26 protein-coding genes are annotated in these 25,999 nt (G+C 67.9%); 9 read left to right on the top strand and 17 right to left on the bottom strand.

Annotated features, from left to right (window positions below; all coding sequences use genetic code 11):
• Nucleotides 1-82 precede the first annotated feature (82 nt).
• The 3 genes from ABE463_RS04430 to ABE463_RS04440 are packed head-to-tail and all read right to left on the bottom strand — an operon-like array spanning nucleotide 83 to nucleotide 2,186.
• Nucleotides 83-994, bottom strand: a complete 912-nt coding sequence (locus ABE463_RS04430; RefSeq protein WP_346467384.1) for a histone deacetylase family protein — start codon at nucleotides 992-994, stop codon at nucleotides 83-85.
• Between the two features lie 34 nt (nucleotides 995-1,028).
• Nucleotides 1,029-1,583 (bottom strand): cob(I)yrinic acid a,c-diamide adenosyltransferase, encoded by a 555-nt coding sequence (locus tag ABE463_RS04435; protein ID WP_259261884.1) that lies wholly within the window; start codon nucleotides 1,581-1,583, stop codon nucleotides 1,029-1,031.
• An 18-nt stretch (nucleotides 1,584-1,601) separates the two neighbouring features.
• The gene (locus ABE463_RS04440) at nucleotides 1,602-2,186 is read right to left on the bottom strand and encodes a hypothetical protein (RefSeq protein ID WP_259261885.1); all 585 of its coding nucleotides are present in this window, start codon (nucleotides 2,184-2,186) and stop codon (nucleotides 1,602-1,604) included.
• Nucleotides 2,187-2,280: 94 nt separating this feature from the next.
• On the opposite strand from ABE463_RS04440, the gene ubiH reads away from it, so the two are divergent.
• Together ubiH and ABE463_RS04450 are read left to right on the top strand one after the other, a co-directional pair.
• Nucleotides 2,281-3,486, top strand: a complete 1,206-nt coding sequence (ubiH, locus tag ABE463_RS04445) for a 2-octaprenyl-6-methoxyphenyl hydroxylase (RefSeq protein WP_346467385.1) — start codon at nucleotides 2,281-2,283, stop codon at nucleotides 3,484-3,486.
• A complete protein-coding gene (locus tag ABE463_RS04450) occupies nucleotides 3,483-4,658 on the top strand; it encodes a UbiH/UbiF family hydroxylase (protein WP_346467386.1) in 1,176 nt (391 codons plus the stop codon). Before ubiH ends, ABE463_RS04450 begins: the two co-directional genes overlap by 4 nt.
• A gap of 9 nt (nucleotides 4,659-4,667) precedes the next feature.
• Here the strand turns inward: ABE463_RS04450 and ABE463_RS04455 are convergent, their stop codons facing one another.
• From ABE463_RS04455 to ABE463_RS04470, 4 genes are all read right to left on the bottom strand, one after another.
• Nucleotides 4,668-5,063, bottom strand: a complete 396-nt coding sequence (locus tag ABE463_RS04455) for an EF-hand domain-containing protein (protein ID WP_123728402.1) — start codon at nucleotides 5,061-5,063, stop codon at nucleotides 4,668-4,670.
• A gap of 114 nt (nucleotides 5,064-5,177) precedes the next feature.
• Nucleotides 5,178-6,224, bottom strand: a complete 1,047-nt coding sequence (gene rlmM, locus ABE463_RS04460) for a 23S rRNA (cytidine(2498)-2'-O)-methyltransferase RlmM (protein WP_121042813.1) — start codon at nucleotides 6,222-6,224, stop codon at nucleotides 5,178-5,180.
• Between the two features lie 24 nt (nucleotides 6,225-6,248).
• Nucleotides 6,249-6,809 (bottom strand): nucleoside deaminase, encoded by a 561-nt coding sequence (locus tag ABE463_RS04465; protein WP_282263133.1) that lies wholly within the window; start codon nucleotides 6,807-6,809, stop codon nucleotides 6,249-6,251.
• A gap of 202 nt (nucleotides 6,810-7,011) precedes the next feature.
• Nucleotides 7,012-8,760 (bottom strand): glutamine--tRNA ligase/YqeY domain fusion protein, encoded by a 1,749-nt coding sequence (locus ABE463_RS04470; RefSeq protein WP_346467387.1) that lies wholly within the window; start codon nucleotides 8,758-8,760, stop codon nucleotides 7,012-7,014.
• Nucleotides 8,761-8,893: 133 nt separating this feature from the next.
• Between ABE463_RS04470 and ABE463_RS04475 the strand changes: the two genes are divergently transcribed.
• Nucleotides 8,894-9,160 carry a DUF2007 domain-containing protein gene (locus tag ABE463_RS04475; RefSeq protein WP_346467388.1) on the top strand — a complete coding sequence of 89 codons (267 nt, stop codon included), beginning with the start codon at nucleotides 8,894-8,896 and terminating at the stop codon, nucleotides 9,158-9,160.
• A gap of 30 nt (nucleotides 9,161-9,190) precedes the next feature.
• Nucleotides 9,191-9,844, top strand: a complete 654-nt coding sequence (gene msrA / locus ABE463_RS04480; protein ID WP_346467415.1) for a peptide-methionine (S)-S-oxide reductase MsrA — start codon at nucleotides 9,191-9,193, stop codon at nucleotides 9,842-9,844.
• Between the two features lie 161 nt (nucleotides 9,845-10,005).
• Here msrA and ABE463_RS04485 read toward each other — a convergent pair whose 3' ends face one another.
• The 5 genes from ABE463_RS04485 to ahpC form a co-directional block, all read right to left on the bottom strand.
• Nucleotides 10,006-10,968 carry a transaldolase gene (locus tag ABE463_RS04485; protein ID WP_346467389.1) on the bottom strand — a complete coding sequence of 321 codons (963 nt, stop codon included), beginning with the start codon at nucleotides 10,966-10,968 and terminating at the stop codon, nucleotides 10,006-10,008.
• Nucleotides 10,969-11,020: 52 nt separating this feature from the next.
• Nucleotides 11,021-11,428 carry a nucleoside diphosphate kinase regulator gene (gene rnk, locus ABE463_RS04490; protein WP_123728408.1) on the bottom strand — a complete coding sequence of 136 codons (408 nt, stop codon included), beginning with the start codon at nucleotides 11,426-11,428 and terminating at the stop codon, nucleotides 11,021-11,023.
• A 137-nt stretch (nucleotides 11,429-11,565) separates the two neighbouring features.
• Nucleotides 11,566-12,522 (bottom strand): DNA-binding transcriptional regulator OxyR, encoded by a 957-nt coding sequence (oxyR, locus tag ABE463_RS04495; RefSeq protein ID WP_123728409.1) that lies wholly within the window; start codon nucleotides 12,520-12,522, stop codon nucleotides 11,566-11,568.
• Between the two features lie 91 nt (nucleotides 12,523-12,613).
• Nucleotides 12,614-14,206: an alkyl hydroperoxide reductase subunit F gene (gene ahpF / locus ABE463_RS04500; protein WP_346467390.1), complete on the bottom strand. Its 1,593-nt coding sequence runs from the start codon at nucleotides 14,204-14,206 to the stop codon at nucleotides 12,614-12,616.
• Between the two features lie 151 nt (nucleotides 14,207-14,357).
• Nucleotides 14,358-14,921, bottom strand: coding sequence for an alkyl hydroperoxide reductase subunit C (gene ahpC, locus ABE463_RS04505; protein WP_123728411.1), 564 nt, complete (start codon nucleotides 14,919-14,921; stop codon nucleotides 14,358-14,360).
• Nucleotides 14,922-15,348: 427 nt separating this feature from the next.
• Between ahpC and prmC the strand changes: the two genes are divergently transcribed.
• Entirely contained in the window at nucleotides 15,349-16,197 is an 849-nt protein-coding gene (gene prmC, locus ABE463_RS04510; protein ID WP_259262163.1) for a peptide chain release factor N(5)-glutamine methyltransferase, read from the top strand.
• 102 nt (nucleotides 16,198-16,299) lie between these two features.
• The gene (pip, locus tag ABE463_RS04515) at nucleotides 16,300-17,244 is read left to right on the top strand and encodes a prolyl aminopeptidase (protein ID WP_259262161.1); all 945 of its coding nucleotides are present in this window, start codon (nucleotides 16,300-16,302) and stop codon (nucleotides 17,242-17,244) included.
• An 89-nt stretch (nucleotides 17,245-17,333) separates the two neighbouring features.
• On the opposite strand, the gene ABE463_RS04520 is transcribed toward pip, so the two are convergent.
• Nucleotides 17,334-18,221, bottom strand: a complete 888-nt coding sequence (locus tag ABE463_RS04520; protein ID WP_346467391.1) for a LysR family transcriptional regulator — start codon at nucleotides 18,219-18,221, stop codon at nucleotides 17,334-17,336.
• Nucleotides 18,222-18,330: 109 nt separating this feature from the next.
• Here ABE463_RS04520 and ABE463_RS04525 point away from each other — a divergent pair, with 109 nt between their 5' ends.
• Both ABE463_RS04525 and ABE463_RS04530 read left to right on the top strand, forming a co-directional pair.
• Entirely contained in the window at nucleotides 18,331-19,776 is a 1,446-nt protein-coding gene (locus ABE463_RS04525) for an MFS transporter (protein WP_346467392.1), read from the top strand.
• 4 nt (nucleotides 19,777-19,780) lie between these two features.
• Complete coding sequence (locus ABE463_RS04530; RefSeq protein ID WP_346467393.1) at nucleotides 19,781-20,491, top strand: hypothetical protein; 711 nt, start codon at nucleotides 19,781-19,783, stop codon at nucleotides 20,489-20,491.
• On the opposite strand, the gene ABE463_RS04535 is transcribed toward ABE463_RS04530, so the two are convergent.
• From ABE463_RS04535 to ABE463_RS04550, 4 genes are read right to left on the bottom strand one after another with little or no spacing between them, the layout of a single operon-like run.
• Complete coding sequence (locus ABE463_RS04535; protein ID WP_346467394.1) at nucleotides 20,448-21,257, bottom strand: N-formylglutamate amidohydrolase; 810 nt, start codon at nucleotides 21,255-21,257, stop codon at nucleotides 20,448-20,450. The genes ABE463_RS04530 and ABE463_RS04535 overlap by 44 nt on opposite strands.
• A complete protein-coding gene (locus ABE463_RS04540; RefSeq protein WP_123728417.1) occupies nucleotides 21,250-21,801 on the bottom strand; it encodes an NUDIX hydrolase in 552 nt (183 codons plus the stop codon). Before ABE463_RS04540 ends, ABE463_RS04535 begins: the two co-directional genes overlap by 8 nt.
• The gene (locus ABE463_RS04545) at nucleotides 21,798-22,763 is read right to left on the bottom strand and encodes a 5'-3' exonuclease H3TH domain-containing protein (protein ID WP_226956695.1); all 966 of its coding nucleotides are present in this window, start codon (nucleotides 22,761-22,763) and stop codon (nucleotides 21,798-21,800) included. The genes ABE463_RS04540 and ABE463_RS04545 overlap by 4 nt, the downstream gene beginning before the upstream one ends.
• A 1-nt stretch (nucleotide 22,764) precedes the next feature.
• Nucleotides 22,765-23,340 (bottom strand): nitroreductase, encoded by a 576-nt coding sequence (locus ABE463_RS04550; RefSeq protein ID WP_259262155.1) that lies wholly within the window; start codon nucleotides 23,338-23,340, stop codon nucleotides 22,765-22,767.
• A gap of 331 nt (nucleotides 23,341-23,671) precedes the next feature.
• On the opposite strand from ABE463_RS04550, the gene ABE463_RS04555 reads away from it, so the two are divergent.
• Nucleotides 23,672-25,999 (top strand): DUF1631 domain-containing protein, encoded by a 2,328-nt coding sequence (locus ABE463_RS04555; protein WP_346467395.1) that lies wholly within the window; start codon nucleotides 23,672-23,674, stop codon nucleotides 25,997-25,999.

Consider the following 25,999-nt stretch of genomic DNA (forward strand, 5'->3'; position numbering starts at 1 on the left):
TTGCCCCATCCCTTGCATAGGGGCAATGAAGGTCGCGCCGATGCAGGGGGCCGGGTTCATTCGCCACCCGGACCGGGTGGCCTCAGCGCAGCTGCCCGACGTGGGCCACGCTGCACTCGGCCAAGGCCTGCAGGTCGTAGCCGCCTTCCAGCATGGAGACGATCCGGCCCGCGCCGTGGCGCCGGGCCAGGCCACGCAGCTCGGTGGTGATCCAGGCGAAATCCTCGGTTTCCAGCATGAGGTCGGCCTGCGGGTCGCGCATGTGCGCGTCGAAGCCGGCCGAGATCAGCAGCAGCTGGGGCCGGAAATCGTCGATGGCCGGCAGCATCTCGTCGGCCCAGGTGTTGCGGAAGCGGAAGCCGCCGCTGCCCGGCGGCAGCAGGATGTTCATCAGGTTGCCGGCCCCGCGGTCGCGGCGCAGGCCGGAATTCGGGAACAGGCCGGCCTGGTGGGTGCTGTAGTAGGCCACGCCAGGGTCGGCGATGAAAATGTCCTGGGTGCCGTTGCCGTGGTGGACGTCGAAATCGACGATGGCGATCCGTTCCAGCCCGTAGCGATCGCGGGCGTAGGCCGCGGCGATGGCGATGTTGTTGAACAGACAGAAGCCCATCGCGGTGCTGGCACTGGCGTGGTGGCCGGGCGGGCGCACTGCGCAGAAGGCGACCGGGTCACTGCCGAGCATCACCGCATCGACGGCCGCCACCCCGGCACCGGCCGCGTGCAGGGCCGCGCTGGCCGAGCCGGGCGAGGTCATGGTGTCCATGTCGATCAGGCGCAGCGGCTCGGTCTGCGGCGTGAGCACCAGATCGATCAGCTCGCTGTCGTGTACGCGGGCCAGCTCGCCGAGCTTGGCCGGCGGGGCCTCGCGCCAGTCCAGCTGGTCCGGATAGGCCGCCTTGAGCGCATCCAGCACCCCCAGCAGGCGGGCCGGGCATTCGGGGTGGCCGCGGCCGGGATCGTGTTGCAGACAGGCGGGGTGGGTGAAAACCAGCATGCGGGCAGAATATCCGGTGGGGCGGCAGGGCCGTTCAGGCGTGGCGGCGCTCGTGGCGCCAGAGCACCTCGCCGTGGCCGTCGGCGCGGGCCAGCACGCGCGCGAGCACGAACAGCAGGTCCGACAGGCGGTTGAGGTAATGCAGCGCTTCCGGGCGGACCGTCTCCCGGCGCGCCAGCGTGACCGTCTCGCGCTCGGCCCGGCGCACGATGGTGCGGGCCAGGTGGCAGCGCGCGGCCGCTTCACCGCCGGCCGGCAGGATGAACTCCTTGAGCACGGGCAGATCGGCGTTGTAGTGGTCCAGCTGCTGTTCCAGTGCCTGGATGTCGGCAGCGTGGATGGCGGCATGGCCGGGGATGCACAGCTCGCCGCCCAGATCGAACAGCTGGTGCTGGATCACCGTCAGCAGCGCGCGGACATCCTCCGGCAGCGGCACGGCCAACAGCACGCCGAGCGCCGAGTTGGCCTCATCGACCGTGCCATAGGCGGCCACGCGGGCATCGTCCTTGGCCACGCGGCTGCCATCGCCCAGGCCGGTGCTGCCATCGTCACCGGTGCGCGTATAGATGCGGGAAAGGCGGTTGCCCATCGGCGAGCCCGGCCGCGCTCAGTGCAGCACGTCGCGGCGCGCCTGCAGCAGCTTGCCGACCTGCTCGGTCGCCAGCTGCAGGGCGGCGGCCAGGCCGACATAGACCGCGGCGGTGCGCAGGTAGGGCAGGAACCAGTCGCCGTAGTTTTTCGCCCAGCCATCGACGGTAGGGGCGGCCACGCTGTCGCTGGTCCAGTAGAAGCCGCCCTGGGCGAACAGATGGCAGACCGCGACCGCCGCGACCAGCAGCAGGGCGCCCTTGCCCAGCGCGGCCCAGGTGGCACCGTGGTAGCCGCCGCGCAGGAGCATGCCGCCGCTCCACATGGCGAAGTACGCCGGGAGCAGCATCCAGTAGCCGGGGGAGACGCAGTAGTGCTGCCAGAAATCCAGGCCGCTGCGGCGGATCACGATCCAGTCGACCAGCACCGCCAGCGCCATCAACAGCGGGAACGCCCAGCGGGTCCACGCGCGCAGGTAAAAGCCGCCGATGAAGAACACCGCCCAGGAGGCATCCGGAATCGCCGCGAAATGGTTGACTCGGGTGGCCGCCATCAACAGCACGAGCACGGACAGGACAAAGGCGCGTTGGGCAGTGGAGGTCATGGCGGTGACGGGTGAGGGCAGGCATTCATTCTACCGCCTGCTGCGGCAGCCCGCCGCACGCCGCCGGAACGGGCGAACCCTTATCATGGCGGGCATGAGTGAACGACATGATGTAGTGATCGTAGGCGGCGGGCTGGTCGGTGCCAGCCTGGCCATTGCCCTGGACCGTGCCGGCCGTGATGTCGGCCTGGTCGAGGCCTCGCCGCTGGGCACGCTGCCGGCGGTGTTCGACCAGCGCAACCTCAGCTTCGCTGCCGCCACCGTCAATGCGCTGACCGCGCTGGGCGTGATGCAGATGCTGGCCGGTGCCCCCGGTGCGATCACCCGTATCCATGTCAGCCGCGCCGGCGATTTCGGCCGGGTGCAGATGGAGGCCGCGCAGTACCAACGGCCCTGGTTCGGCCAGGTGGTGGTCGCCCGTGATTTCGGTCAGGCGCTGGAGGCGCGGCTGGAGACGCTGACCCGCCTGACCCGCTACCGTCCGGCCCGGTTCGTGCGCCTGGGCGCCACGGTGGACGGCTACCGCCAGGTGTTCATCGCCGAGGACGGCGGCGAGCGCTGCCTGCTGGCCCGGCTGGTGGTCGGTGCCGACGGGACCCGCAGCGGCGTGCGCGAGGCGCTCGGCATCGGCGTAGACGAGCATGATTTTCAGCAGACCCTGTTCGTGTCGCGGGTGCGCGCCGCCCGTGCGCCGGACGGCACCGCGTACGAGCGCTTCACCGACACCGGCCCGACCGCGTTGTTGCCGCGTGGCGATCGCCACTTCGGCGCGGTGCACGGCGTCGCCCGCGACCAGGCCGAGGCAGTGATGGCGCTGGACGATGCGGCGTGGGTGAGCCGCCTGCAGGGTGCGATCGGCTGGCGTGCCGGCCGGTTGCTGGAGAGCGGGCCGCGCAGCGCCTACCCGCTGGTCCAGGTGCTGTCGCAGGCATTGGTCGGCGAGCGTGCCGTCCTGCTTGGCAATGCCGCACAGACCATCCATCCGCTGGGCGCACAGGGCTTCAACCTGGGCCTGCGCGATGCGCTGACCCTGGCAGAGCTCGTGGCCGACGCCGACGATGCCGGCAGCGATGCGCTGCTGCGCGAACACGTGGCACGGCGTCTTGAAGACCGCGAGCAGACCATCGCCTTCTCCGGTGGGCTGGCGCGATTGACCAGCAACCCGGCACCGCTGATGCGGCCGCTGCGGTCGCTTGGGTTGTTGGCGGCACAGGCCACGCCGATGCAGTCGATGCTGGTGGGTGGCGCGATGGGCTTCCGCGGCCAGGTGCCGGCGCTGTGCCGCGGAGCGGGCCTGTGAGCCGGCGTCCGCAGGATGTGGTGGTGGTCGGCGGCGGCGTGGTCGGCGCGGCCTGTGCCCTGGCCCTGGCCGATGCCGGGCTGTCGGTGACGCTTGTTGAAGGCCGCGAGCCGGCCGCCTGGCAGCCGCAGCAGCCGGATCTGCGCGTGTATGCGTTCGCGCCGGACAACGCCCAGCTGCTGGCCGCGCTCGGCGTGTGGCCGGCGGTGACTGCCGCGCGTGCCTGTGCCTACCGCCGGATGCGGGTCTGGGATGCGGCCGGCGGCGATGAACTGCGTTTCGATGCCGATACGCTCGGCCGTGAACAACTGGGCTGGATCGTCGAGAACGATCTGCTGGTGGACCGCCTGTGGGCGGCGCTGCCCGCGGCCGGCGTGCAGCTGTGCTGCCCGGCGCGGGTGGAAGCGCTGGAGCAGGACGCCAACGGGGTGCGCCTGCGCCTGGACGACGGCCGTCGGCTGGAGGCCTCGCTGGCGATCGCCGCCGACGGTGCCGAATCCACCCTGCGCCGACTGGCGGGCCTGGAGGTCAGCCGGCATGACTACGCCCAGCGTGGCGTGGTTGCCTACGTGGATACTGAAAAGAACAATGAAGCCACCGCGTGGCAGCGCTTCCTGGTCACCGGGCCACTGGCGGTGCTGCCGATCAGCGCGCAGCGCAGTTCGATCGTGTGGACGCTGCCCGAGGCCGAGGCCGAGCGTGTGCTGGCACTGGAGGATGCAGCGTTCGGCCACGAACTCACCAACGCCTTCGCCGGCCGCTTGGGCGCGATGACCCTGGCCTCCAAGCGCGCGGCCTTCCCGCTGCGCCGCCAATTGGCGACCGGCTACGTCGCTGGCCGCGTGCTCGCGCTCGGTGATGCGGCCCATGTGGTGCATCCGTTGGCCGGGCAGGGCGTCAATCTCGGCCTGCGCGATGTCGCCGCGTTGCGGACGATGGTGCTGGCCGCCCAGCAGCGCCGCCAGGACTGGATGTCACCGCACCGCCTGCAGCGCTGGGCACGCGAACGCCGCAGTGAAAACACCGTCGCTGCGTACAGTTTCGATGCGATCAACACGGTGTTCTCCAATGATGAGATGCACCTGACCCTGGCGCGCGGTCGCGCGCTGGGCTGCGCCGGCAAGCTGCCGCCGCTGGTATCGATGTTCTGGAAGCGCGCGGCGGGGTTGTGACCGGCGCGCTCAGTCGATCAGCCAGCCGGCCAGATCGGCGCGGTCCAGCGTGCCGCGCCGCTTCACGTCCAGCGCGTTGAATTCATCGGCCAGTGTCGGGTTGGCCTGCGCCTCGGCGCGGCTGATGAATCCGTCGCCGTCGACATCCAGTGCCGCGAACGCGATGCGGTACTGACCGACCACGCTCACCGGCTGCACCGAACGCACCGTCACCGCGGCTTCGCCGGCCGGTGCGGCCAGCGTCACCTGATGGGTCACCTCACCCTGCGAGAGCGGCTGCGCGCGCACGCTGGCCGGCACCTCGCGCAGCGGTTCGCTGACCGCCGGAGGCGGCGTGCGGACCTGGGCCAGGGCAAGCGTGGGCAGCAACGTCAGCAGCAGGGTGAGGCTGGATCGGCGTCGCATGGAAACTCCGTATATCTGAGGTGGGGCGCCGGGTGCCCGGCGCGTGCTTGGATCATTGCCGCGCGTTGCGCGGCCAGCCGGGCATGGCCCGGCGCTACCGGTGCTGCGCCTGGGTCAGCGCAGCGGCGAGGCCAGCACCGTGATTTCTTCGCGGTCGTGATACAGCTGTTTGGCGCGCAGGTGCAGCGGTTTGCCGGCCTGTTCCTGGAACAGCTCCAGGCACAGGCGGGTTTCATCCCAGCGCTTTTTCATCGGCAGCTTGAGGTTGAAGATCGCGTGCTTGCACCAGCCCTCGCGGAACCAGGTGGCCATGCGCTCGGCCACGCGGCGCGGCTGTTCCACCATGTCGCAGACCATCCAGTCCAGCGGCGTCTCCGGCTGCCAGTGGAAGCCGTCGGCGCGCAGATGTTCCACCAGGCCGGTTTCCAGCACGTGTTCGCGCAGCGGGCCGTTGTCCACGCTGATCACCTTCACGTGCTGACGGGTCAATACCCACGTCCAGCCGCCCGGTGCGGCGCCCAGATCGGCCGCGCGCATGCCCGGCTTGACCAGCAGCTCGCGCTCTTCCGGCGTCATCAGGGTGAGCAGGGCTTCGTCCAGCTTCAGCGCCGAGCGCGAAGGCGCATCCGGCAGCAGCTTCAGGCGCGGGATGCCCAGCGGCCACGGCGCGCTGTCACGGGTATCGGCCACGCACACAAAGGCATGGCGACCATCGACGAACACGATGTGCAGGCGCGGCAGGCCGGTGTTGGGCTTGTCGGTCAGCAGGCCGGCCTTGCGCAGTGCCGGGCGCAGCGCATTGCCGAACGCGCGGGCCAGGCCGGCCAGCGGCTTGCCTTCGTCCGAGTCCGGATGCTCGACCCACATGTCGCCGAAGCGTTGCTGGCCCTGAAGCGCGGCAATGATCGGGGTGATGCGGTCGGCGGCATCGAGCTGCGGCAGTTCGGCCAGCACCTGCAGCTTCTGCCGGGCGAAGATCAGCGAGCGCCAGGACAGGGCCTTGGACAGCGCCGCGCCTTCCTCGGTGACGAACACCACGTAGCCGTCATTGCGCTGGGTGCGCGCATAGCCGGCCACGTTGGCATACGCCGCGCGCTCGGACAGCTCGGCGGCCAGTTCCGGTTCAAAGCCCTGGCGGCACAGACACAGCAGGCCGCTCATCGCATCGCGCCCGAAGCGCGGATATCAGTAATGGGCACCGTTGATCTCTCCGTACTGGCGCAGGACCGCGCGTGCAGCGTCGCGCTCGATGTCGCGCACGACCTCGATGCCACGCGTGTTGAGTTCGCCGATCCAGTCCGCCGGCAGCGGACCCTCGTCGAACGGGGTGAGTTCTTCCACGTCCTGCGCGCTGGCACCGATCAGCAGCCGATCGATACCGGCCCAGATGGTGGCGCCGTAGCACTGGCAGCACGGCTGCGAGGAGGTCGCCAGGGTGATCGGCGACAGCACATCGTTCAGGCGCGGGGTCTGCAGGCGCTGCTGGGCCAGCATGTAGGCCATGTTTTCGGCATGCGCCAGCGAGGTCGTATGCGGGACCACGCGGTTCACGCCGGCGGCGATCACACGATGATCCGGGCCAAACACCACGGCGCCGAAGGGGCCGCCGGTCTGCGCCTCGACATTCAGGCGCGACAGTTCGATCGCCAGCGCGACCTTGTCGGCATCCTCGGGATAGACACGGCCCAGATCGATCTGGTCGTGGATCCAGGCGGGCAGGGTGAGATGGACTTGCGCGTACAGCATCGGGACATGAACCTCTTCAAAGATGGCGCAGCGGCAGTGTATCGGGCCGCGCCCAGGGATGCCGTGCCCGCGCTGAACACGGCCACGCGCACGCCGGCGCAGGGCTGCGCCGGTCGCAGGGGAACTGGAGCGCAGGCCCTGCCATGGCAGGGCTGCGTAGGTGACATCGGGCGGCCGGTGCCTGGCACCGGCCGGGTGCAGCTTACGCCGACCAGGTATCGCGCAGGGTCACGCTGCGGTTGAACACCGGCTTGGCCGCGGTGTGATCGCGGCGATCAGCGACGAAGTAGCCGGTCCGCTCGAACTGGAACGACTGTTCCGGCGCGGCGGTGGCCGCGGCCGGTTCGACATAGCCGGTAACAGTGCGGCGCGAGTCCGGATTAAGGTAATCGCGGTAGGTCTTGCCCTCGGATTCGTCGTCGGGGTTGGCCACCGAGAACAGACGGTCGTACAGGCGGATCTCGGCCGGCACTGCGTGCACGGCGCTGACCCAATGGATGGTGCCCTTGACCTTGCGGTTGGCGCCTTCCATGCCCGGGCGCGATTCCGGATCCAGCCAGCCGCGCAGTTCGGTGATGGTGCCCTCGGCATCCTTGATCACCTCATCGCAGCGGATGATGCCGGCGCCGCGCAGGCGCACTTCGCCGCCCGGCACCAGGCGCTTCCAGCCCTTCGGCGGGACTTCAGCGAAATCCTCGCGCTCGATCCACAGCGTGCGTGCGAACGGCACTTCGCGGGTCCCGAACGCCTCGTCCTTGGGGTGGTTGGAGAAGGTCAGGGTTTCTTCGTGGCCTTCGGGCAGATTGGTCAGCACCAGCTTGACCGGGTCGACCACGGCCATGCGGCGCGCGGCGGCACTGTCGAGGTCTTCGCGCAGCGCGCCTTCGAGCACGCTGAAATCGATCAGCGAGTTCTGCTTGCTGATGCCCACGCGTTCGGCGAACAGGCGCATCGCCGCCGGGGTATAGCCACGGCGACGCAGGCCCTGCAGGGTCGGCATGCGCGGGTCTTCCCAGCCATCCACCAGCTGCTCGGTGACCAGCGCCATCAGCTTGCGCTTGCTCATCACCGTGTAGTTGATGTTCAACCGCGAGAATTCGATCTGGCGCGGCTTGGCGGCTTCACGCGGCAGGCCGCGATCGACCAGCGGCTGGGTCAGCGCATCGTGGTGGGCGAAATCGACGTTGTCCACGCACCAGTCGTACAGCGGGCGGTGGTCTTCGAACTCCAGCGTGCACAGCGAATGGGTGATGCCCTCGATGGAATCGCCCAGTGCATGCGCGAAGTCGTACATCGGGTAGATCGGCCATGCGTTGCCGGTGTTCTGGTGTTCGACGTGCTTGATCCGGTACAGCGCCGGGTCGCGCAGGTTGATGTTGCCGCTGGCCATGTCGATCTTGGCGCGCACGGTGCGCGCACCATCCGGGAACTCGCCCGCGCGCATGCGGCGGAACAGATCCAGGTTTTCTTCGACGCTGCGGTCGCGGAACGGCGACGGACGGCCCGGCTCGGTCAGGGTGCCGCGGTAGGCGCGCACTTCCTCGGCCGACAGGTCGCACACATACGCCTTGCCATCGGTGATCAGCTTCTGCGCGGCCAGGTAATAGGCATCGAAGTAATCCGAGGCATGGCGCAGCTCGTTCCACTCAAAGCCCAGCCAGCGCACGTCATCCTGGATCGCGGCCACGTACTCCGGATCTTCCTTGGCCGGGTTGGTGTCGTCGAAGCGCAGGTTGCACACACCGTTGAACTCACCGGCGATGCCGAAGTTCAGGCAGATCGACTTGGCATGGCCGATATGCAGGTAGCCATTGGGCTCGGGCGGGAAGCGCGTCTTGATCGCGGCATGCTTGCCGCCGGCCAGGTCCTCGCGGACGATCTGACGGATGAAATCCCGTTTTTCCTGGGTTTCCGGAAGGGCGTCGGTGGGGGCGGCGGTAGACTCGGACATGATGCGCGGTCGCAGTTAAAAGGCAGAAAGACCAACAGTTTAGCCTGTCGGGGGTGGGCTTGCCCGGCCGCGTGGGTCGGCACGCCTTCAGCCCCCGGGCGTATGCTGGGCCCATGTCCTCCGGAGCCGCCCCATGCATGTGATCTACCAGGCCGACAACCTGTTCGACGCCCATCTGGTCAAGCACGCCCTGGAGGACGCCGGCATCCCCGCCTTCGTCTTCGGCGAATCGCTGCTGGGCGGCATGGGCGAGCTCCCGCTGTTCGGCGTCCTGCGCGTGTGCGTCCCCGATCTGGCCCGTCCTGAAGCGGAAGGCATCGTCGCCCAGCTGGACTTGGGCGCGGCCCCGGACGACCCCATATGGGACGGAGACGAAAACGCCGGCCTGTCGCCGGCCTAGGAGAACGCCATGTTGGGTATTGGAAACGGTCTGTTGGGCATCGGCGCCTTCAAGCAGCGCCTGCCGCGCCCGGAAGAAGCGTTGCCCGGCCGCGAGCAGCCCTTGCCGTTGCTGCACAACCAGCATTACGTCAACAGCCACCCGCTCAAGGACAGCTTCACCGGCCTGGCGCGCATCCGCTTCGCGATGGGCTGTTTCTGGGGCGCGGAGCGCAAATTCTGGACCATCCCCGGCGTCTACTCGACCTCGGTCGGCTACGCCGGCGGCGTCACCCCGAACCCCACCTACGAAGAAGTCTGCTCCGGCCTCACCGGGCACACTGAAATCGTCGAGGTCGTCTACGACCCGGCCATCGTCCCCCTCGAACGCCTCCTCCAGGTTTTCTGGGAAAGCCATGACCCCACCCAGGGCATGCGCCAGGGCAACGACACCGGCACCCAGTACCGCTCCGCGATCCACGCCACCACCCAGGCCCAGCACGACGCCGCCCTGACCAGCCGCGACGCCTACCAGCAGCGCCTCAACGACAGCGGTTACGGCCCCATCACCACCGATATCGTCTTCCCCGCGCCCGAGTACTACTACGCCGAGGACTACCACCAGCAGTACCTTGCCAAGAACCCCAACGGCTACTGCGGCATCGGCGGCACCGGCGTCAGCTGCCCCATCGGCGTGGACGCCTGACAACGGAGAAAGCCGACCAACGGTCGGCTCTACCAGGTCCAGCAGACAGCCCTAGGCTCGCCGCGCTACTGCTCTCCCCAACGCACCAGCCGTACGCGCCAAAAACAAAAGGCCCCGCATGAGCGGGGCCTTTTTTCGTGCAGCCATCCAACCGCCAGCGCTTACAACCGCTCGCGGATCGTCTGCCGCAACGCCTCCAGATCCTTGGCGAACGCATCGATACCGCTCGCCAGCTTCTCCGTCGCCATCGGATCGGCCGCCAGATCCGCCGCAAACCGCGCCCCATCGATCGGCGTCACCTGCACAGGCTCGGCCGCACCGGCCACCAGCCTGCGCGGCAGCGCACCGTGATCGGCGTCCAGCTTTTCCAGCAGATCCGGCGAAATCGTCAGACGATCGCAGCCCGCCAGCGCCTCGATCTGCGCCGTCGAACGGAACGACGCGCCCATCACCACCGTCGGCGAACCGCGGCGCTTGAACTCGGCATACACGCCGCGCACGAACACCACACCCGGGTCTTCATCGATGGTAGCCGGCGCCTGCCCGTTGGCCACGTACCAATCCAGGATGCGGCCCACGAACGGCGAAATCAGGAACGCCCCGGCCTCGCTGCACGCCAAGGCCTGGGTCGGATTGAAGATCAGCGTCAGGTTGCAGTCGATCCCCTCGGCCTGCAGCTGACGCGCCGCGTCCACGCCTTCCCAGGTCGCCGCGATCTTGATCAGCACCTTGCTGCGCGGCACACCGGCCGCCTCGTACATCGCGATGAACTGGCGCGCCTTGGCAACCGTCGCCGCCGTATCGTGGGCCTGGTCCGCATCGACCTCGGTCGAGACACGGCCCGGCACCAGCGTACTGAGCAGCGTGCCCACGCCCACGGTCAGCCGATCGGCCACCGCGTGCACGATGGTCTCGCGCTCACCCGCCTGCTCACGACCCCAGGCCAGCGCGTTCTCGATCAGATCGGCGTACACCGGCAGATCCAGCGCCTTCTTCACCAAGGTGGGATTGGTCGTGCAATCGACCGGCTTCAAACGCTTGATCGCCTCGACATCGCCGGTATCGGCAACTACCACGGACAGATCACGCAACTGGGAGAGTTTTGACGGCGAAACGGTGCTCATTGCAACTCCTGGTACGAACGGTGGAGCCTGCGCGGATCGCAGCAGGCAGGGGTCAGGCGTGAGACGCGTGGTGAACGGCGGTCACGCGCAGGCGCAGCTTACGGCCACCCGGCGCGTCCCAGTCCATGGTCTGGCCAACCGACAGGCCCAGCAGGGCGGTGCCCACCGGTGCAAGGATCGAGACCTTGCCCTGTTCAACATCGGCTTCGCGCGGATAGACCAGCGTCAGCACGTGTTTCTCGTTCTGCAGCTCATCTTCGCATTCCACGCGCGAATGCATCATGACGGTGCCCTCGGGCATCGCGTCCGGCGCCACAACGGTCGCACGGTTGAGTTCCTGGGCCAGGGCGAGCGCGGCAGGCGTCTGCGCTACGGCGGGGGATTCGAGCATGGCATCCAGGCGGTCCATGTCGTGGCTTGAAACGATGATCGAAGGGGGCAGTCCGCTGGAAGTGGACATGGTGTAGCTCCTTGCGTGTGTGGAAGACCCAGTAAAAAGGCGGCGCCTGCTGGCACCGCCTCGTTCTATTGTGCTGACAATCGTAGGCGGATGCGACCCGTCCGGCGTATCGGCCCCGCCGGACGGTTCAGTCCGGCTCAGCCTGCGCGGGCGCTGCGTGTCTCACCGGCACCAGGGACATCGGTGGTTTCCAACGCAAACAGGCCCTGCGGCAGTCGTTTGAACTGTTGGGCCAGCTGCTCCAGGAAGCCGGTCATCGCCGAACTGCGTCGCCAGGCCATCGCGATGCGGCGGCTGGGGCGGTCATCGCCGCTGAAGTCCAGCAGGCGGATGTTCTCCGAACGCGGCACCGGCGGCTTGACCGAGAGCGTCGGCAGCAAGGTGATGCCCACATCGGCGGCCACCATCTGCCGCAGCGTTTCCAGGCTGGTCGCGCGGAACTCGGATTTTTCGTTGGCGCCGAACAGCCGGCAGACCGCCAACGCCTGGTCGCGCAGGCAATGCCCGTCTTCGAGCAGCAGCAGTTTCTGCGAGGACAACTCCTGCACGTCCAGATGCTGGCGGCGTGCCAGCGGATGCTGCCCGGACACGGCCAGCAGGAAGGGCTCCTCGAACAGGAATTCCGCATGCAGCTGGTCATCGTCCAGCGGCAGCGCCAACAACGCCGCATCCAGCTTGCCTTCGCGCAGTCGCGCCAGCAGCTCGTCGCTCTTTTCCTCGACCAGCAGCAGCTCCAGCTGCGGGAAGCGTTCGCGGATGTTGGGGATCACATGCGGCAACAGGTACGGCCCCAGCGTGGGGAAGATCCCCAGCCGCACCGTGCCGGCTTCCGGATCGCGGCTGCGCCGCGCCGCTTCCTTCATCTGCTCGACCTCGGCCACGATGGTGCGGGCACGCGCGGCGGCTTCCACCCCGGCCGGGGTCAGCATGACCTTGCGCGGTGCGCGCTCCACCAGCGGCAGACCCAGCTCGTCCTCGAGCTTGCGGATCTGGGTGGACAGGGTGGGTTGGCTGACGAAGCAGGCGGCAGCCGCCTTGCCGAAATGGCGGTGGTCGGCCAGCGCCACCAGATACTTCAAATCACGTAGGTTCATTTCCTTGGACCTCTCACGGTAATGGACCGGGTGATGGCGTGGCTTACCCAGCAGACAGACAGGGCTCCCGGCGAACCGGGAACCGGACGTTTCAGGCAGCTTCGGCGACAGCGCCGCTGCTCTTGGGAACGGAGGTGCGGATCAGGTGATCAAAGGCGCTCAGTGCCGCAGTGGAACCGGCGCCCATCGCGATGACGATCTGCTTGTACGGAACGGTCGTGCAATCGCCTGCGGCGAAGACACCCGGCACGCTGGTCTGGCCGCGGTCGTCGATCAGGATCTCGCCACGCGGTGACAGCGCCACCGTGTCCTTCAACCATTCGGTATTCGGCAGAAGACCGATCTGCACGAAGATGCCTTCCAGTTCCACCCGGTGCGAATCGCCCCCGACGCGGTCCTGGTAGACCAGGCCCGTCACCTTCTGGCCATCGCCCAGCACTTCCTGGGTCAGGGCGCTGGTGATGATGGTGACGTTGCCCAGACTGCGCAGCTTCTTCTGCAGTACTTCATCGGCCCGCAGTTTGTCATCAAATTCCAGAAGGGTCACATGCGTCACCAGACCCGCCAGATCGATCGCCGCTTCCACGCCGGAGTTGCCACCGCCGATCACCGCCACGCGCTTGCCCTTGAACAACGGGCCATCGCAATGCGGGCAGTACGCCACGCCTTTGTTGCGGTACTGATCTTCGCCGGGCACGTTCATCTGGCGCCAGCGCGCACCGGTGGACAGGATCACCGAACGCGACTTCAGCGACGCGCCGTTCTCCAGTTTGATCTCGACCAGGCCGTCATCGCCGGCCGGCACCAGCGCGGTGGCGCGCTGCAGGTTCATGATGTCCACCTCGTACTCGCGCACGTGTTGCTCCAGCGCGGCAGCCAGCTTCGGACCTTCGGTCTCCTTGACGGAGATGAAGTTCTCGATCGCCATCGTATCCAGCACCTGGCCACCGAAACGTTCAGCGGCAACACCGGTACGGATGCCCTTGCGTGCGGCATAGATCGCCGCGGCCGCGCCGGCCGGACCACCGCCCACCACCAGCACATCGAACGGGGCCTTGGTGCTCAGCTTTTCGGCATCGCGCTTGGACGCACCGGTGTCCAGCTTGGCCACGATCTGCTCCAGCGTCATGCGGCCCTGATCGAATACCTCGCCGTTGAGGTACACGGTCGGCACGGACATGATCTGGCGCGCTTCGACCTCGGCCGGGAACAGGCCCCCGTCGATCGCGACGTGCTGGATGCGCGGGTTCAGCACCGCCGCCAGGTTCAGTGCCTGGACCACGTCCGGGCAGTTCTGGCAGGACAGCGAGAAGTAGGTTTCGAACCGGTAGTCGCCCTCCAGGTTGCGCACCTGCTCGATCAGCTCGGCGGTGGCCTTGGAGGGGTGACCACCCACCTGCAGCAACGCCAGCACCAGCGAGGTGAACTCATGGCCCATCGGCAGGCCCGCGAATACCAGATGGATGTCCTGGCCCGGCGTGGTCAGTGCGAAGGAGGGCGTACGCGCGTTGCTGTCGCGACGCACGTCCAGGCTGATCTGCGTGGAGAGCGTGGTCAGCGTGTTGAGCAGCTCGAGCATTTCCTGCGACTTGGCGCCGTCATCCACGTGCGCCGTGATCTGGATCGGACGGGTGACACGTTCCAGATAGGTCTTCAGCTGGGACTGGAGGTTGGCATCCAACATCGAAAAACTCCTTGAATCAGGCAAGGGGGCAGCGTCGACGCACCCCGCGGGTGCATCTGCGCGACATGGGGGTGAACCGAAACCGGCGCGTGCGGCACCGGCTTGGGTTCACCCCCATCCCCGGCGGGCGGGGATGGGGGTGAGGAGCGGCTTAGATCTTGCCGACCAGGTCCAGCGACGGGGTCAGGGTCTTTTCGCCTTCCTTCCACTTCGCCGGGCACACCTGGTTCGGGTTGGCGGCGGTGAACTGGGCAGCCTTCAGCTTGCGCAGGGTCTCGGAAACGTCACGGGCGATCTCGTTGGAGTGGATCTCCAGGGTCTTGATCACGCCTTCCGGGTTGATGATGAAGGTGCCGCGCAGGGCCAGGCCTTCTTCGGCAATGTGCACGCCGAAGGCGTTGGTCAGCTGGTGGGTCGGATCGCCGACCAGCGGGAACTGGGCCTTGCCGACGGCCGGCGAGGTTTCGTGCCACACCTTGTGCGAGAAGTGCGTGTCGGTGGTGACGATGTAGACCTCGGCGCCAGCCTTCTGGAACTCGGCGTAATGATCGGCGGCGTCTTCAATCTCGGTGGGGCAGTTGAAGGTGAACGCGGCCGGCATGAAGATCAGCACGGACCAGTGACCCTTCAGGGTGCTGTCGGAGACCTTGATGAACTCGCCGTTCTGGTAGGCGTTGGCTTCGAACGGCTGGATCTGGGTGTTGATGAGCGACATCGTTGTTCCTCTTGGTGAAGGGGGTGGGTGAAGCGACCAACACAGGTTAGCGGCTCCGTTCCCATAAGAACAATCCATTGATTGCATCTATACGATAGACAAAGGCTATCAAAATGGTCTGATCCTGCGATGAATGGTGATGGCCAGATCCGTCAGAACCGTTGCAGCGCAATGACCACGGCGCTCGCGCCGATGATGGGCTCAATAGTCTGTGCTTATCCGGGCAGCGGGCAATCTGAACGCTTGCGGCCCATCCCGCGCCGGGGACCCGTGATTTCCGGCCGAGATCGATAGCGATCACAAATGTAGATATGTGTTGCGATGGTCGAATTCAATCGCGTGGTCGGTCGCGGAAGGCCGTTTTCCCCGACCGATCCTGGCGGTGGCGTGAATTACACTGCGGCCCCCACCGCTGCTCCGCTCCGCCATGACCGCCGCCCCGCCAGACGTCCGCCAGCTGCTCGCCGATGCCGCCACCCGCCTGCCCGGCGTGGAAGGCCGCCATGAGGCCGAACTGCTGCTGCTGCACGTGCTGGAACGCGAGCGCAGCTGGCTGTTCGCGCATGCCACCGATCCGGTCGAGCCGGTGCAGGTGGCGGCGTTCGAGGCGCTGCTGGCCAAACGCCTGGCCGGTGAGCCGGTGGCGTACCTGCTGGGCCGCCGCGGCTTCTGGACCCTGGACCTGGAGGTCAGCCCGGCCACCCTGATCCCGCGCCCGGAGACCGAACTACTCGTCGAGCTGGCGCTGGCACGATCGCCCGAAGATGCCGCCTTGCGGGTCGCCGACCTCGGCACCGGCAGTGGCGCGATCGCGCTGGCGCTGGCCAGCGAACGGCCGCAGGCGCAGGTAGTGGCGACCGACCTCAGCGAGGCAGCCCTTGCGGTCGCCGCGCGCAACGCGCAGCGCCACGCACTGGGCAACGTCCGCTTCCGGCAGGGCGCGTGGTACGCACCGCTGGCAGGCGAGCGCTTCGATCTGATCGCCACCAATCCACCGTACATCGCCAGCGACGACCCGCACCTGGCCCAGGGCGACCTGCGTTTCGAACCGCCCACCGCGCTGGCCTCCGGCCAGGACGGGCTGGACGACATCCGCCTGATCATTCACGGTGCGGCAGCGCACCTGCGGCCGGGCGGCTGGTTGCTGATCGAGCATGGCTGGGATCAGGGCGATGCGATCCGCGCGCTGTTGCAGCAGGCCGGTTTCCAGTCGGTCGCCACCGAACGCGACCTGGAACAGCGCGACCGGGTGAGCCTTGGCTGTCTGCCGGCCTGACGGCATGCCATCCCAGCGCTGACCCCGAGGCTAGAATGACCTGTCCACCGGGCCGCCGCGCAGCGTGATGCGGCGACTGTCATTCCACATGGAGTTTCTGTCATGCGTACGCTGTATCCCGCCATCACCCCTTACGACGTCGGCACCCTGAAGGTCGATGACCGCCACACGCTGTACTTCGAGCAGTGCGGCAATCCCGACGGCAAGCCGGTGGTGATGCTGCACGGTGGCCCGGGCGGCGGCTGCAGCGACAAAATGCGCCAGTTCCACGACCCGGCCAAGTACCGGATCATCCTGTTCGACCAGCGCGGTGCCGGCCGTTCCACGCCGCATGCGGACCTGGTCGACAACACCACCTGGGACCTGGTCGCCGACATCGAGACGCTGCGCGAGCACCTCAAAGTGGATCGCTGGCAGGTGTTCGGCGGCAGCTGGGGCTCGACCCTGGCGCTGGCCTACGCGCAGACCCACCCGCAGCGCGTGACCGAGCTGGTCCTGCGCGGCATCTTCATGCTGCGCCGCTGGGAACTGGAGTGGTTCTACCAGGAAGGCGCCAACCGCTTGTTCCCGGATGCGTGGGAGCACTACCTCAAGCCGATCCCGGCGGTGGAGCGTCACGACCTGATCTCGGCCTTCCACCGCCGCCTGACCAGCGACGATGAAGCCACCCGCCTGGCCGCGGCCAAGGCGTGGAGTGTGTGGGAAGGCGCGACCAGCTTCCTGCACGTGGACGACGACTTCGTGAACAGCCATCAGGATCCGCAGTTCGCGCTGGCCTTCGCCCGCATCGAGAACCACTACTTCGTCAACGGCGGCTTCTTCGAGGTGGAAGAACAGCTGCTGCGTGACGCGCACCGCATCGCCGACATTCCGGGCGTGATCGTGCACGGCCGTTACGACGTGGTCTGCCCGCTGCAGAGCGCGTGGGAACTGCACAAGGCGTGGCCGAACTCGACGCTGGAGATCAGCCCGGCCTCGGGCCACTCCGCGTTCGAAGCGGAGAATGTCGACGCGCTGGTGCGGGCGACGGATCGTTTCGCGGGTTGATGGAGGCGTGCCGACCAACGGTCGGCGCCTACCGTGTTACCCCCTGACGTCGTGCGGTGGATCACGACCGTTGGTCGTGATGCGGCGGGTTACCAATTACCGCCCAACAACGCCTCCGCCAGCACCTGCAGCTTCGGTGAGGCCTGCCGCGAAGGTGGATAAACCAGCGACAGCACCCGGCTGCGGCCCTCGAAGGGCTGCAGCACCCGCTGCAGCCGCCCGTCGGCCAACGCATCGGCCACCGCGAAATCCATCACCTGCACGATGCCGATCCCGGCCAGCGCCCCCTCCACCAGCGGATCGCCGCTGTCGAACACCATCCGCGCCGGTGGAGTGAACTCGCGCAGCTGGCCCTCGGCTTCGCGGAACTGCCAATCCACCAGCCGCCCGCTGCGCAGATTGCGCACCGCCAGGCAGGCGTGATCCCGCAGCGCGTCCACGGTGGCCGGTTCCCCGTGCTGCGCGATGTAGGCCGGGGAAGCGACCGTGACCCAGTGCAACGGCCGCAGGGGGCGGGCCACCATGCGCACGTCGCTGATCGGCCCGGTGCGCAGCGCGGCATCGAAGCCTTCTTCGACCAGATCGACCAGGCGGTCGTTGAGCACCAGCTCGAACTGCAGCTGCGGGTGCGCCGCCATCAACTGCCCGGCCAGCGGCACCAGCACTTTGCGCCCGAACATCGAGGGCGCCGTCAGCTTCAACACGCCCGACGGCGTGGAGGGGCGATCACCCAGCCGGCGCTCGGCATCCTCCAGCCCGCTCAGCAGCGGTGCGCAGTGCTCGACGAACTGGCGGCCATCCGGGGTCAGGCTGACGTTGCGGGTGTTGCGGTGGAGCAGCCGCACCCCCAGGGCGCTCTCCAGCCGGCTGATCGCCCGTGACAGACCGGATTGGCTGATCCCCAGCTGGCCGGCGGCGACGGTGAAGCTGCGCGCGTCGGCCACCTGCACCAGCATGCGCACGGCGTTGAGGTCCATCGCTCCTCCGATTCATGCGGATATGCATGACAGATATCGAAGTATCCGGGTTTATTTCTGCAGCGTCATCAATGAGACTGCCCACCTTCTTACGCAGTACCGAGTCGGCATGACCTCCCCCCTGTCTCCCGCTGGCGCGCCGGCGCCCGCATTTCCGCGCCTGGCCCTGGCGTTGCTGGCCACCGCCCAGCTGATCATCGCGCTGGACTCCACGATCATCTTCGTTGCCCTGCACGAGATGGGCGCGCAGCTGCGCATCAATGCCCAGCAGCTGCAGTGGATCGTCAGCGGCTACACGGTGGCGTTCGGCGGGTGCCTGCTGCTGGGCGGCCGCGCGGCTGATCTGCTCGGTCGCCGCCGGGTCTATCGGTTGGGCATGGCGCTGTTCGCGCTGGCCTCGCTGGTCGGTGGTTTCAGCACCAGTGCGTGGCTGCTGATCGCGGCCCGCGCGGTGCAGGGCATCGGCGCGGCGTTGCTGTTCCCGGCGACGCTGGCGCTGATCAGCACGATCTACGCCGAAGGCGCGCCGCGCAATCGCGCGCTGGCGATCTGGTCGATGGCCAGCGCCGGCGGCCTGGCCTTGGGCACGCTGCTCGGCGGCGTGCTCACCCAGAGCTTCGGGTGGGCCTCGGTACTGCTGGTGATCGTGCCGTTCGCCGGCGGCTGCGCGCTGCTGGGCGGCTGGTGGCTGCCGCGCGATCCTGCGCCGCTGGCGGGCCGCTCGTTCGATCTGGCTGGCTGCGTCACCGTGACCTTCGGCGGCAGCCTGCTGGTGACCACCCTGGTGCAGGGCCCGGTATGGGGCTGGTCGGCGCCGCTCACGCTGATCTGCCTGCTCGTGTCGGCGGTGATGCTGGCCGCGTTCGTGCAGATCGAACGCCGCAGCCGCGACCCGCTGATGCAGTTCTCGCTGCTGCGCCTGCGCAGCCTGCGTGCGGCGATGCTGCTGACGATGCTGTTCATGAGCAGCTACGGCGTGCAGTACTACTTCCTGGCGCTGTACTACCAGGATGGCTACGGCTGGGGTGCGCTGCAGGCCGGCCTGGCGTTCCTGCCGCCGACCCTGGTGTGCACGTTCGGCATCCGCATCGCCGAGCGCATGCTCGCGCAGCGTTCGCCGCGCCAGGTGCTGACGGTGGGCATGCTGGCCGGCGCGATCGGCATCGCCGCGGTCGCCGTCGCGCTGCCGTACGGCGCGACCTACTGGGCGCTGCTGCCGGGCATCGTGGTGCTCAGCCTCGGCCAGGGCATCACCTGGACGGCGATGTGGATCGTGGCCGGGCAGGGCGTGCCCGCCGCGCAGCAGGGCGTGGCCTCGGGCATGGCTGCCACCGCACAACAGATTGGCGGCGCGCTGGGCCTGGCGTTGCTGGTGATGCTGGCCAACGCTGGTCGCGGCAGCGCCGCCGCCAGCAGTGAGGCGGCCCTGCAGGGCATGATTCATGCGCAGTACGGCGCGGCCCTGTTCGCGCTGCTGGGTGTGGGCGTAGCGCTATGGCTGCGGCCGCAGGAAGACGCTGCGGCCGCAGCGACGGTGTCCGCGAATGAAGGATGAGGCGATGACCGACCTGCTTACCCTTTGCCAGGCGCTTGAGGCGATCGCCGGATGCACCAACGATCGTGACGTGTGGGACCGGTATGGCTGGGTCTATGCCACCGACGGCGACGAACGGGATGCCCGGTTCTGGTTGTCCGACCATGACGCTGAGCATGACGACCCCAGCGTGGAGGCGTTCGCTGCCCAGCATGCGCTGAGCACGTATCTGGAGGCCGCCACCTTCGCCGATGTGCTGGACGTGCAGAAGCGCCAGTGTCCGTTGTCCACGCTGGACGACTACGCGCAGGCGCTGGCGTACTACAGCGAGTACGACGCGTTCGCGCCGGTGGCGGGCATCGATGAAGCACTGGGTGAGGCGACGGCCGAGGCACGACAGGCCGCGCATGCGCTGGGCGTGGGGCGCGGGATTTTCGCCGCGTTCGACGTGGCGCTGGTGCAGTGCCCGGCATCGAAGGTGAAGGACGCTGCCCGCATCGTTGCAGCGGTGCTGGATGTCCCGGTGGGCCGGGCGTTGGCGTTGTGCCGTGACCTGCCGGTGGAACTCGGTCGTGACCTGGAGCGCCCGCGTGCCGCTGCCATTGCGGCGGCCTTCCAGGCGGCCGGCATCGCGCTGGAGATGCGGGGATACCGTGCGTTTCCGTGGATGGATGCGCCTGCGACAGTACGCCTTATGCCGGTGGCACTGCGTCCAGCTGCGGCTGAAGTGCGGTGAAGATGCGCGCCAGGCGCTGCGCCCAGGCCTGCTGGCCGGCGGCATCGGCAATCAGGTCCTGGCGGATCTCCAGCTCCACGTGCACCAGCCCGCGGCCTTCGCCATGCACCGGCACGGCATAGTCGCTGGTGCTGCTGACCGCGTAGGGCTGGTTGTCGCCCACCACCAGGTCACCTTCTTCGCGCAGCGCCTGCAGCAGCGGACGCGCAAAGCGCGTGTCCCGGTGGTACAGCACGCCGGCATGCCAGGGGCGCGCAGCATCATTCATCACCGGGGTGAAGCTGTGCATCATCACCAGCAGCGTTGGCCGGGCCTGTGTCTGGCGCGTGTCCAGCTCGGCATCGATGCGTGCATGGTAGGGCGTGTGGATCGCGTCGATGCGCTGCTGACGCTGCAGCGGTGACAGGCGCTGGTTGCCGGGAACCATGGTGAGATCGCTCACCGCCGGCATCAGCGTGGGCGAGGTCAACGGCCGGTTGCAGTCGATCACCAGTCGCGAGTAGGTCTGCGTGATCGCCCACGCATCGAGCAGGCGCGCCAGTTCAAGCGTGACGCCGGCGATGCCGATGTCCCAGCCGATGTGGCGGTCCCGTTCGCGCTGCGGCAGGCCGAGGCCGGCCAGCGCCGTCGGCACCAGCTGGCCGGCGTGGTCGGCGATCAGCAGATACGACGAGCGACCGTCTGCCTGATGCACGGTGAACGGCGCCGGGTCGGACGGCCCGAGCAGTGACGCACCGGTGTGCGGATGGGCGAACGCATCAGCCACGCGGCGTGCCGTCCAGATGGTGTTCGATCATCCACAGGCCGGCCCACAGCTTGGCGTCCAGTTCATAGCCCTGGCCCATCTTCTCGACCAGCCACGCGGCGGCGCGGGCGCGCGGAATCTCGTGCACGGTGATGTCTTCGCTGGCATCACCACCGCCCTCACCAACCTTGCGCAGGCCGGTGGCACGGACGAAGGCGATTTTTTCGCTGCTGGCCCCGGAGGAGGTCGGGCCGATCATCAGCACCTCGGCGTGATCGGCGGTCCAGCCGGTTTCTTCCTCCAGCTCGCGCACGGCCGAGACCTCGATCGACTCGCCGGCATCGATGTCGCCGACCAGGCCGGCCGGCATCTCGATGGTCCTGGCCTGCAGTGGCACGCGGAACTGTTCGACGAACAGCACCGTGTCGTCCGGGGTGACCGCGATGATGATCGCGGCCAGGCCGCCGGCGTGGGTGCGCTCGCTGTACTCCCACGTGCCGCGCACGACCATGCGCTGGTACTTGCCTTCAAAAACGACCTTCGGGGCTTGCGTATTTGGGCTCATGCGAACTCACTGGCAACGGAAGAGGAATCGGACAGGCCGGCGGCGGTGAACAGGCGGCGCCGGGTCAACGGCCCGAACCGCAGTGCATCGCACAGGCCCTGCAGCATCTGTGCATCGGCCACGCCCCGGCTGAAATCGACGGCGGCGCCGTCCAGCGGCGCATCCAGCGCGATGGTGGTCAGCTGGCGCCACAGCAGCGCATGCTCGCGCTGTTCGCGCAGGCGCACCGCCATCTGCGCCGCACCGCGCAGGCGCAGGAAAGGCACTTCATCCAGGCGCTCGTACAGCACGTCCAGGCTGCCGAAATGGGCCAGCAGCACCGCGGCGGATTTGGCCCCGACCCCGGTCACCCCGGGGATGTTGTCGACCGCATCACCGCACAGCGCCAGGTAATCGGCGATCTGGTGCGCATGCACGCCGTGGCGGGCTTTGACGCCGGCCATGCCCCAGCGCTGGTTGCGCGCGTAATCCCACTGTTCGTCATGCTCGAACAGCAACTGCGACAGATCCTTGTCGGCGGAGATGATCACCCCGCGCATCCCCGCATCGCGGCGTGCATGCAGGGCGCTGCCGATCAGGTCATCGGCCTCGTACTCGTGGTGGGCCAGCACGGCCAGGCCGAGCGCGGTGCACAGTGCCTTGCAGTGCGCGAACTGGCGGCGCAGCGCGTCGGGCGCGGGATCACGGTTGGCCTTGTAGGCCGCGTAGATCCGGTGCCGGAAGCAGCTGTCCAGGGCTTCATCAAAAGCGATGGCGATGTTGGCGGGGCGTTCGCGCTCGAGCAGGTCGAGCAGGAAGCGCGCGAAGCCGTGCACGGCATTGGTTGGCCACCCCTGCTGATCCTGGAACTCATCGGGCATCGAATGCCACGCGCGGAACACGTACAGACTGGCGTCGACCAGGTACAGCGGCGCACGCAGCGGCGGGGGCGCCATGCCGGGGCCGGCGGGAAGGGCGGACATCTCAGCCCTCCCAGTCCTGCAGCAGCGCGGCCGGGTCGGGGCGCTCGCGTTCGGGTACCTCGGTCTTCGGCGTGCCGATGTGGATGAAGCCGGCGATCTGCTCGCCCTCGGCCAGGCCCAAGTGGGCGTGCACGGCCGGGTCGAAGGCCATCCAGGCGGTCAGCCACTGCGCGCCGAAGCCAAACGCCTGCGCGGCCTGCAGCAGGGCGAAGCAAACGCAGCCGGCGGTCATCAGCTGTTCGGCCTCGGGTACCTTGGGGTTGGGCCGCGGGCTGGCGATGACGGTGATGATCAGCGGTGCATGGGAGAACCGCTGGCGGTCCTTGTCCAGCTGGGCAGCGGACACCTGGGGGTCGCGCTGGACGGCACGGTCGGCCAGGAACGTACCCAGACTGTGACGTGCATCGCCAGCGATCCGCAGGAAGCGGTACGGCACCAGTTTGCCGTGGTCGGGCACACGCACGGCGGAGGTGAGCATCCGCAGCAGGGTGTCCGGATCCGGACCGGGTTCGCCCAGTTGCTTGGCGGGGACCGAACGGCGGGCGTCCAGGGCATGCAGCGCAGGGGGAACGGACATGGTCTCTCAATCAGGCTTCACGATGCCCCGATTATAGTCGTCCGTGTTTGTGGCACGGTCTTGGGCGATCTCGGTGCAATTTGCGACAAAGCGTGATGAACATCACCTAATCAGCGGACTTCCTTCACGTGGCTGTACTCGCTTCCACGTCCTGCTGCGCTTACGATACAAGGCCTGCCGGGTCACCGGTAATGAGGTCTAACGTGTCGACTGTTTCATTGTCTCTGACCGGTCGGCCGGCCTATCCTCCGAACGTGGGCGCATGGGGTGCGCCGGCGTTCGTTGTATCCATGTTGTACTCAGTACCTGTGAAGGTGGGGAGCCTTCTCGCATGATCGCCACGCCCAATGTAGGGGGGCACCCGGGCCGTGACCCGGCGTTGTTGAAGATGGCCCGTGAGGCCGTGCTGCCTGGGCTGATCGAGTCGTTCTCGACGGTGCTGGCGCGCTTCGACGACGTGCTGTTCGACCGTGCCGGCACTGCCGGCGCGTCGCAGTTGCTGTTCCTGGATGGCATGCGCGAGCTGCGCCGCCGCCGGGACGACATCGTGGCCGGGTTCCGCGCTCACCTGACGCAAGGCTGGGAGGCGCTGGAGCGGGGCGACCCGTTGTCGGCCGAAGCCACCTTGGCCGGGCAGATCGAAGATGGCCTCAGCCTGGTTCCTGAACACGTGCTGGAATCCCGCCTGGCGGTGCGCAACTTCGCCACCGTGTTGCTGCGTGACTTCAAGCCGGTGTTGTCGCGGCTCGACCGCCGCCTGGGCGTGATCGCCGGTGGTGTCGAGCTCAATGCCGATACCAATCCGATCAGCCCCGAGCATATCGGCGTTGCCATCCACGAGGCCTTCGCCGATTGTGAACTGGCCCCGGAAGTTCGGCTGGTGCTGATCAAGCTGTGCGAGCGCGATCTGCAGCAGCCGATCGGCAAGCGCTACGAGTACCTGGATGAACAACTGGCCGCTGCGGGCGTGATGCCGCAGATGGCCGCGCGGCGGCCACCGCCGCGCGCACCCTCGCCGCCGCCGCGCCCCGAGCGCGAGGCCGGGTTTGACGGTTTCGATGCCGACACGGCGCTCGGCAGCAGCGCCGAGGAGGGCCAGGCACCGGCCTGGGCCCGCCGCTTCGCCGATCGCTGGGCCGAGAGCCGCGGCCGCCTTCAGGGCAGCCAGACCGGGCATCAGGACCTGCCCGGCGATGCGGGTGACAGCCTCGGCGGCAACCAGGGCATGCTGCTCGATGCCCTGCACGAACTGCTGCAGCAGACCCGCCATGTGCGCGAGGACGCCACCTCGGCGGCCAGCGTCGCGGTGGGCCAGCAGCGCCCGCTGAGCCAGCGCGAGATGATGTCCGTGCTGTCGCTGCTGCAGGCCACGCCGAGCGCGACCCTGCGCGCGGCGATCGGCGAGGACGGCGAATCGCTGGCGCAGCGGTTGAAGAGTGAAGTGCTGTCCGGCGCGACCCGGCTCGGGGTGGATCCCGCGCAGGCGCGGCTGGACCCGCAGGATGAAGATGCGATCGATCTGGTCGGCATGCTGTTCGACGTGATGCTGGACGAGCGCGACCTGGAGGGCCGCTCGCGCGAGCTGATCGGCCGGCTGGTGGTGCCCTTCGTCAAGGTCGCCATGCTCGACCGCCGCATGTTCGTGCAGAAGACCCACCCGGCGCGCAAGCTGCTCAACTCGCTGGCTGAGGCCTGCGAAGGCAACACCGGCGAGAGCCAGGCCGAGCGCGTGCTGATGGGCAAGGTCGAGGAGATCATCGAGCGCCTGGTGGCCGAGTTCAACGAGAACCTGGCCATCTTCCTGACCCTGGAAGAAGAATTCCGCGATTTCCTGACCCAGCACCGGCGCCGGATCGAGATCGCCGAGCGCCGTGCCGCCGAGACCCAGCGCGGCCAGGAAAAACTTGAAATGGCGCGCCAACGGGCCAGCACCGAACTGGACCGGCGGATTGGCGACACGACCTTGCCGCAGGCGATCGGTGAATTCCTGCGCCAGCCCTGGCAGCACCACCTGACTCTGACGGTGCTGCGCGAAGGCGAAGACGGCGCCTCGGTCGGTGAGGCCCTGAGCTTGGCCGATGGCATGCTGGATGAAGTGGCCGAGGCGCGCCGGCATATCGTCGGCAAGCCGTGGCTGCAGGCCTGGCAACCCGCGTTGCGCAAGGTCTTTGCCAGCGTCGGTGTGCATGCCGACGCGGCGACCAGTGCCATCGATGCGCTGCACGACACCCTGCAGGGCATCGCCGAATCGCGCCCGGAGCTGGAACGCGCGCTGCCCGAGCTGCCGCAGGTGGCGTTGCCTTCGCCGCCGGCGCAGGAATCGGCGGCGGTGGTGGAGCTGGGCAGCAAGGTGGATGTCAGCGATTTCGACAATGCCGATGCCGACCGCTTCCGCGGCCTGGAGATCGGCAGTTGGCTGGATTTCGTCGACAAGGACGGCAAGGTGCAGGCCGGCAAGCTGTCCTGGGTGAGTCCGATTTCGCAGCGCCTGCTGTTCGTCAACCGGCGCGGGGTGCGCTTCTGCGTGGCCTCGCCGGAAGAACTGGCGGTGATGGTGCGCCTGGGGCGTCTGCGTGCGCATATCGACGATGGTGCCTTCGACAGCGCCATGCAGGGCGTGATCGATCGCCTGGATACCAAGAACGCCACCGTGCATTGA

Source organism: Stenotrophomonas sp. TWI819 (genome assembly GCF_039673075.1).
Classification (GTDB): Bacteria; Pseudomonadota; Gammaproteobacteria; order Xanthomonadales; family Xanthomonadaceae; genus Stenotrophomonas; species Stenotrophomonas rhizophila_B.

Coding starts and splice junctions, on each gene's coding strand:
- ABE463_RS04475 (WP_346467388.1), top strand. CDS start 8,894: ATGCATGTGATCTACCAGGCCGACAACCTGTTCGACGCCCATCTGGTC.
- ABE463_RS04465 (WP_282263133.1), bottom strand. CDS start 6,809: ATGCTGTACGCGCAAGTCCATCTCACCCTGCCCGCCTGGATCCACGAC.
- ABE463_RS04530 (WP_346467393.1), top strand. CDS start 19,781: ATGACCGACCTGCTTACCCTTTGCCAGGCGCTTGAGGCGATCGCCGGA.
- ubiH (WP_346467385.1), top strand. CDS start 2,281: ATGAGTGAACGACATGATGTAGTGATCGTAGGCGGCGGGCTGGTCGGT.
- ABE463_RS04485 (WP_346467389.1), bottom strand. CDS start 10,968: ATGAGCACCGTTTCGCCGTCAAAACTCTCCCAGTTGCGTGATCTGTCC.
- ABE463_RS04455 (WP_123728402.1), bottom strand. CDS start 5,063: ATGCGACGCCGATCCAGCCTCACCCTGCTGCTGACGTTGCTGCCCACG.
- rlmM (WP_121042813.1), bottom strand. CDS start 6,224: ATGAGCGGCCTGCTGTGTCTGTGCCGCCAGGGCTTTGAACCGGAACTG.
- ABE463_RS04550 (WP_259262155.1), bottom strand. CDS start 23,340: ATGTCCGTTCCCCCTGCGCTGCATGCCCTGGACGCCCGCCGTTCGGTC.
- ABE463_RS04435 (WP_259261884.1), bottom strand. CDS start 1,583: ATGGGCAACCGCCTTTCCCGCATCTATACGCGCACCGGTGACGATGGC.
- pip (WP_259262161.1), top strand. CDS start 16,300: ATGCGTACGCTGTATCCCGCCATCACCCCTTACGACGTCGGCACCCTG.
- ABE463_RS04525 (WP_346467392.1), top strand. CDS start 18,331: ATGACCTCCCCCCTGTCTCCCGCTGGCGCGCCGGCGCCCGCATTTCCG.
- oxyR (WP_123728409.1), bottom strand. CDS start 12,522: ATGAACCTACGTGATTTGAAGTATCTGGTGGCGCTGGCCGACCACCGC.
- ABE463_RS04470 (WP_346467387.1), bottom strand. CDS start 8,760: ATGTCCGAGTCTACCGCCGCCCCCACCGACGCCCTTCCGGAAACCCAG.
- ahpF (WP_346467390.1), bottom strand. CDS start 14,206: ATGTTGGATGCCAACCTCCAGTCCCAGCTGAAGACCTATCTGGAACGT.
- rnk (WP_123728408.1), bottom strand. CDS start 11,428: ATGTCCACTTCCAGCGGACTGCCCCCTTCGATCATCGTTTCAAGCCAC.
- ABE463_RS04440 (WP_259261885.1), bottom strand. CDS start 2,186: ATGACCTCCACTGCCCAACGCGCCTTTGTCCTGTCCGTGCTCGTGCTG.
- ABE463_RS04555 (WP_346467395.1), top strand. CDS start 23,672: ATGATCGCCACGCCCAATGTAGGGGGGCACCCGGGCCGTGACCCGGCG.
- ahpC (WP_123728411.1), bottom strand. CDS start 14,921: ATGTCGCTCATCAACACCCAGATCCAGCCGTTCGAAGCCAACGCCTAC.
- ABE463_RS04540 (WP_123728417.1), bottom strand. CDS start 21,801: ATGAGCCCAAATACGCAAGCCCCGAAGGTCGTTTTTGAAGGCAAGTAC.
- ABE463_RS04430 (WP_346467384.1), bottom strand. CDS start 994: ATGCTGGTTTTCACCCACCCCGCCTGTCTGCAACACGATCCCGGCCGC.
- prmC (WP_259262163.1), top strand. CDS start 15,349: ATGACCGCCGCCCCGCCAGACGTCCGCCAGCTGCTCGCCGATGCCGCC.
- ABE463_RS04545 (WP_226956695.1), bottom strand. CDS start 22,763: ATGTCCGCCCTTCCCGCCGGCCCCGGCATGGCGCCCCCGCCGCTGCGT.
- ABE463_RS04520 (WP_346467391.1), bottom strand. CDS start 18,221: ATGGACCTCAACGCCGTGCGCATGCTGGTGCAGGTGGCCGACGCGCGC.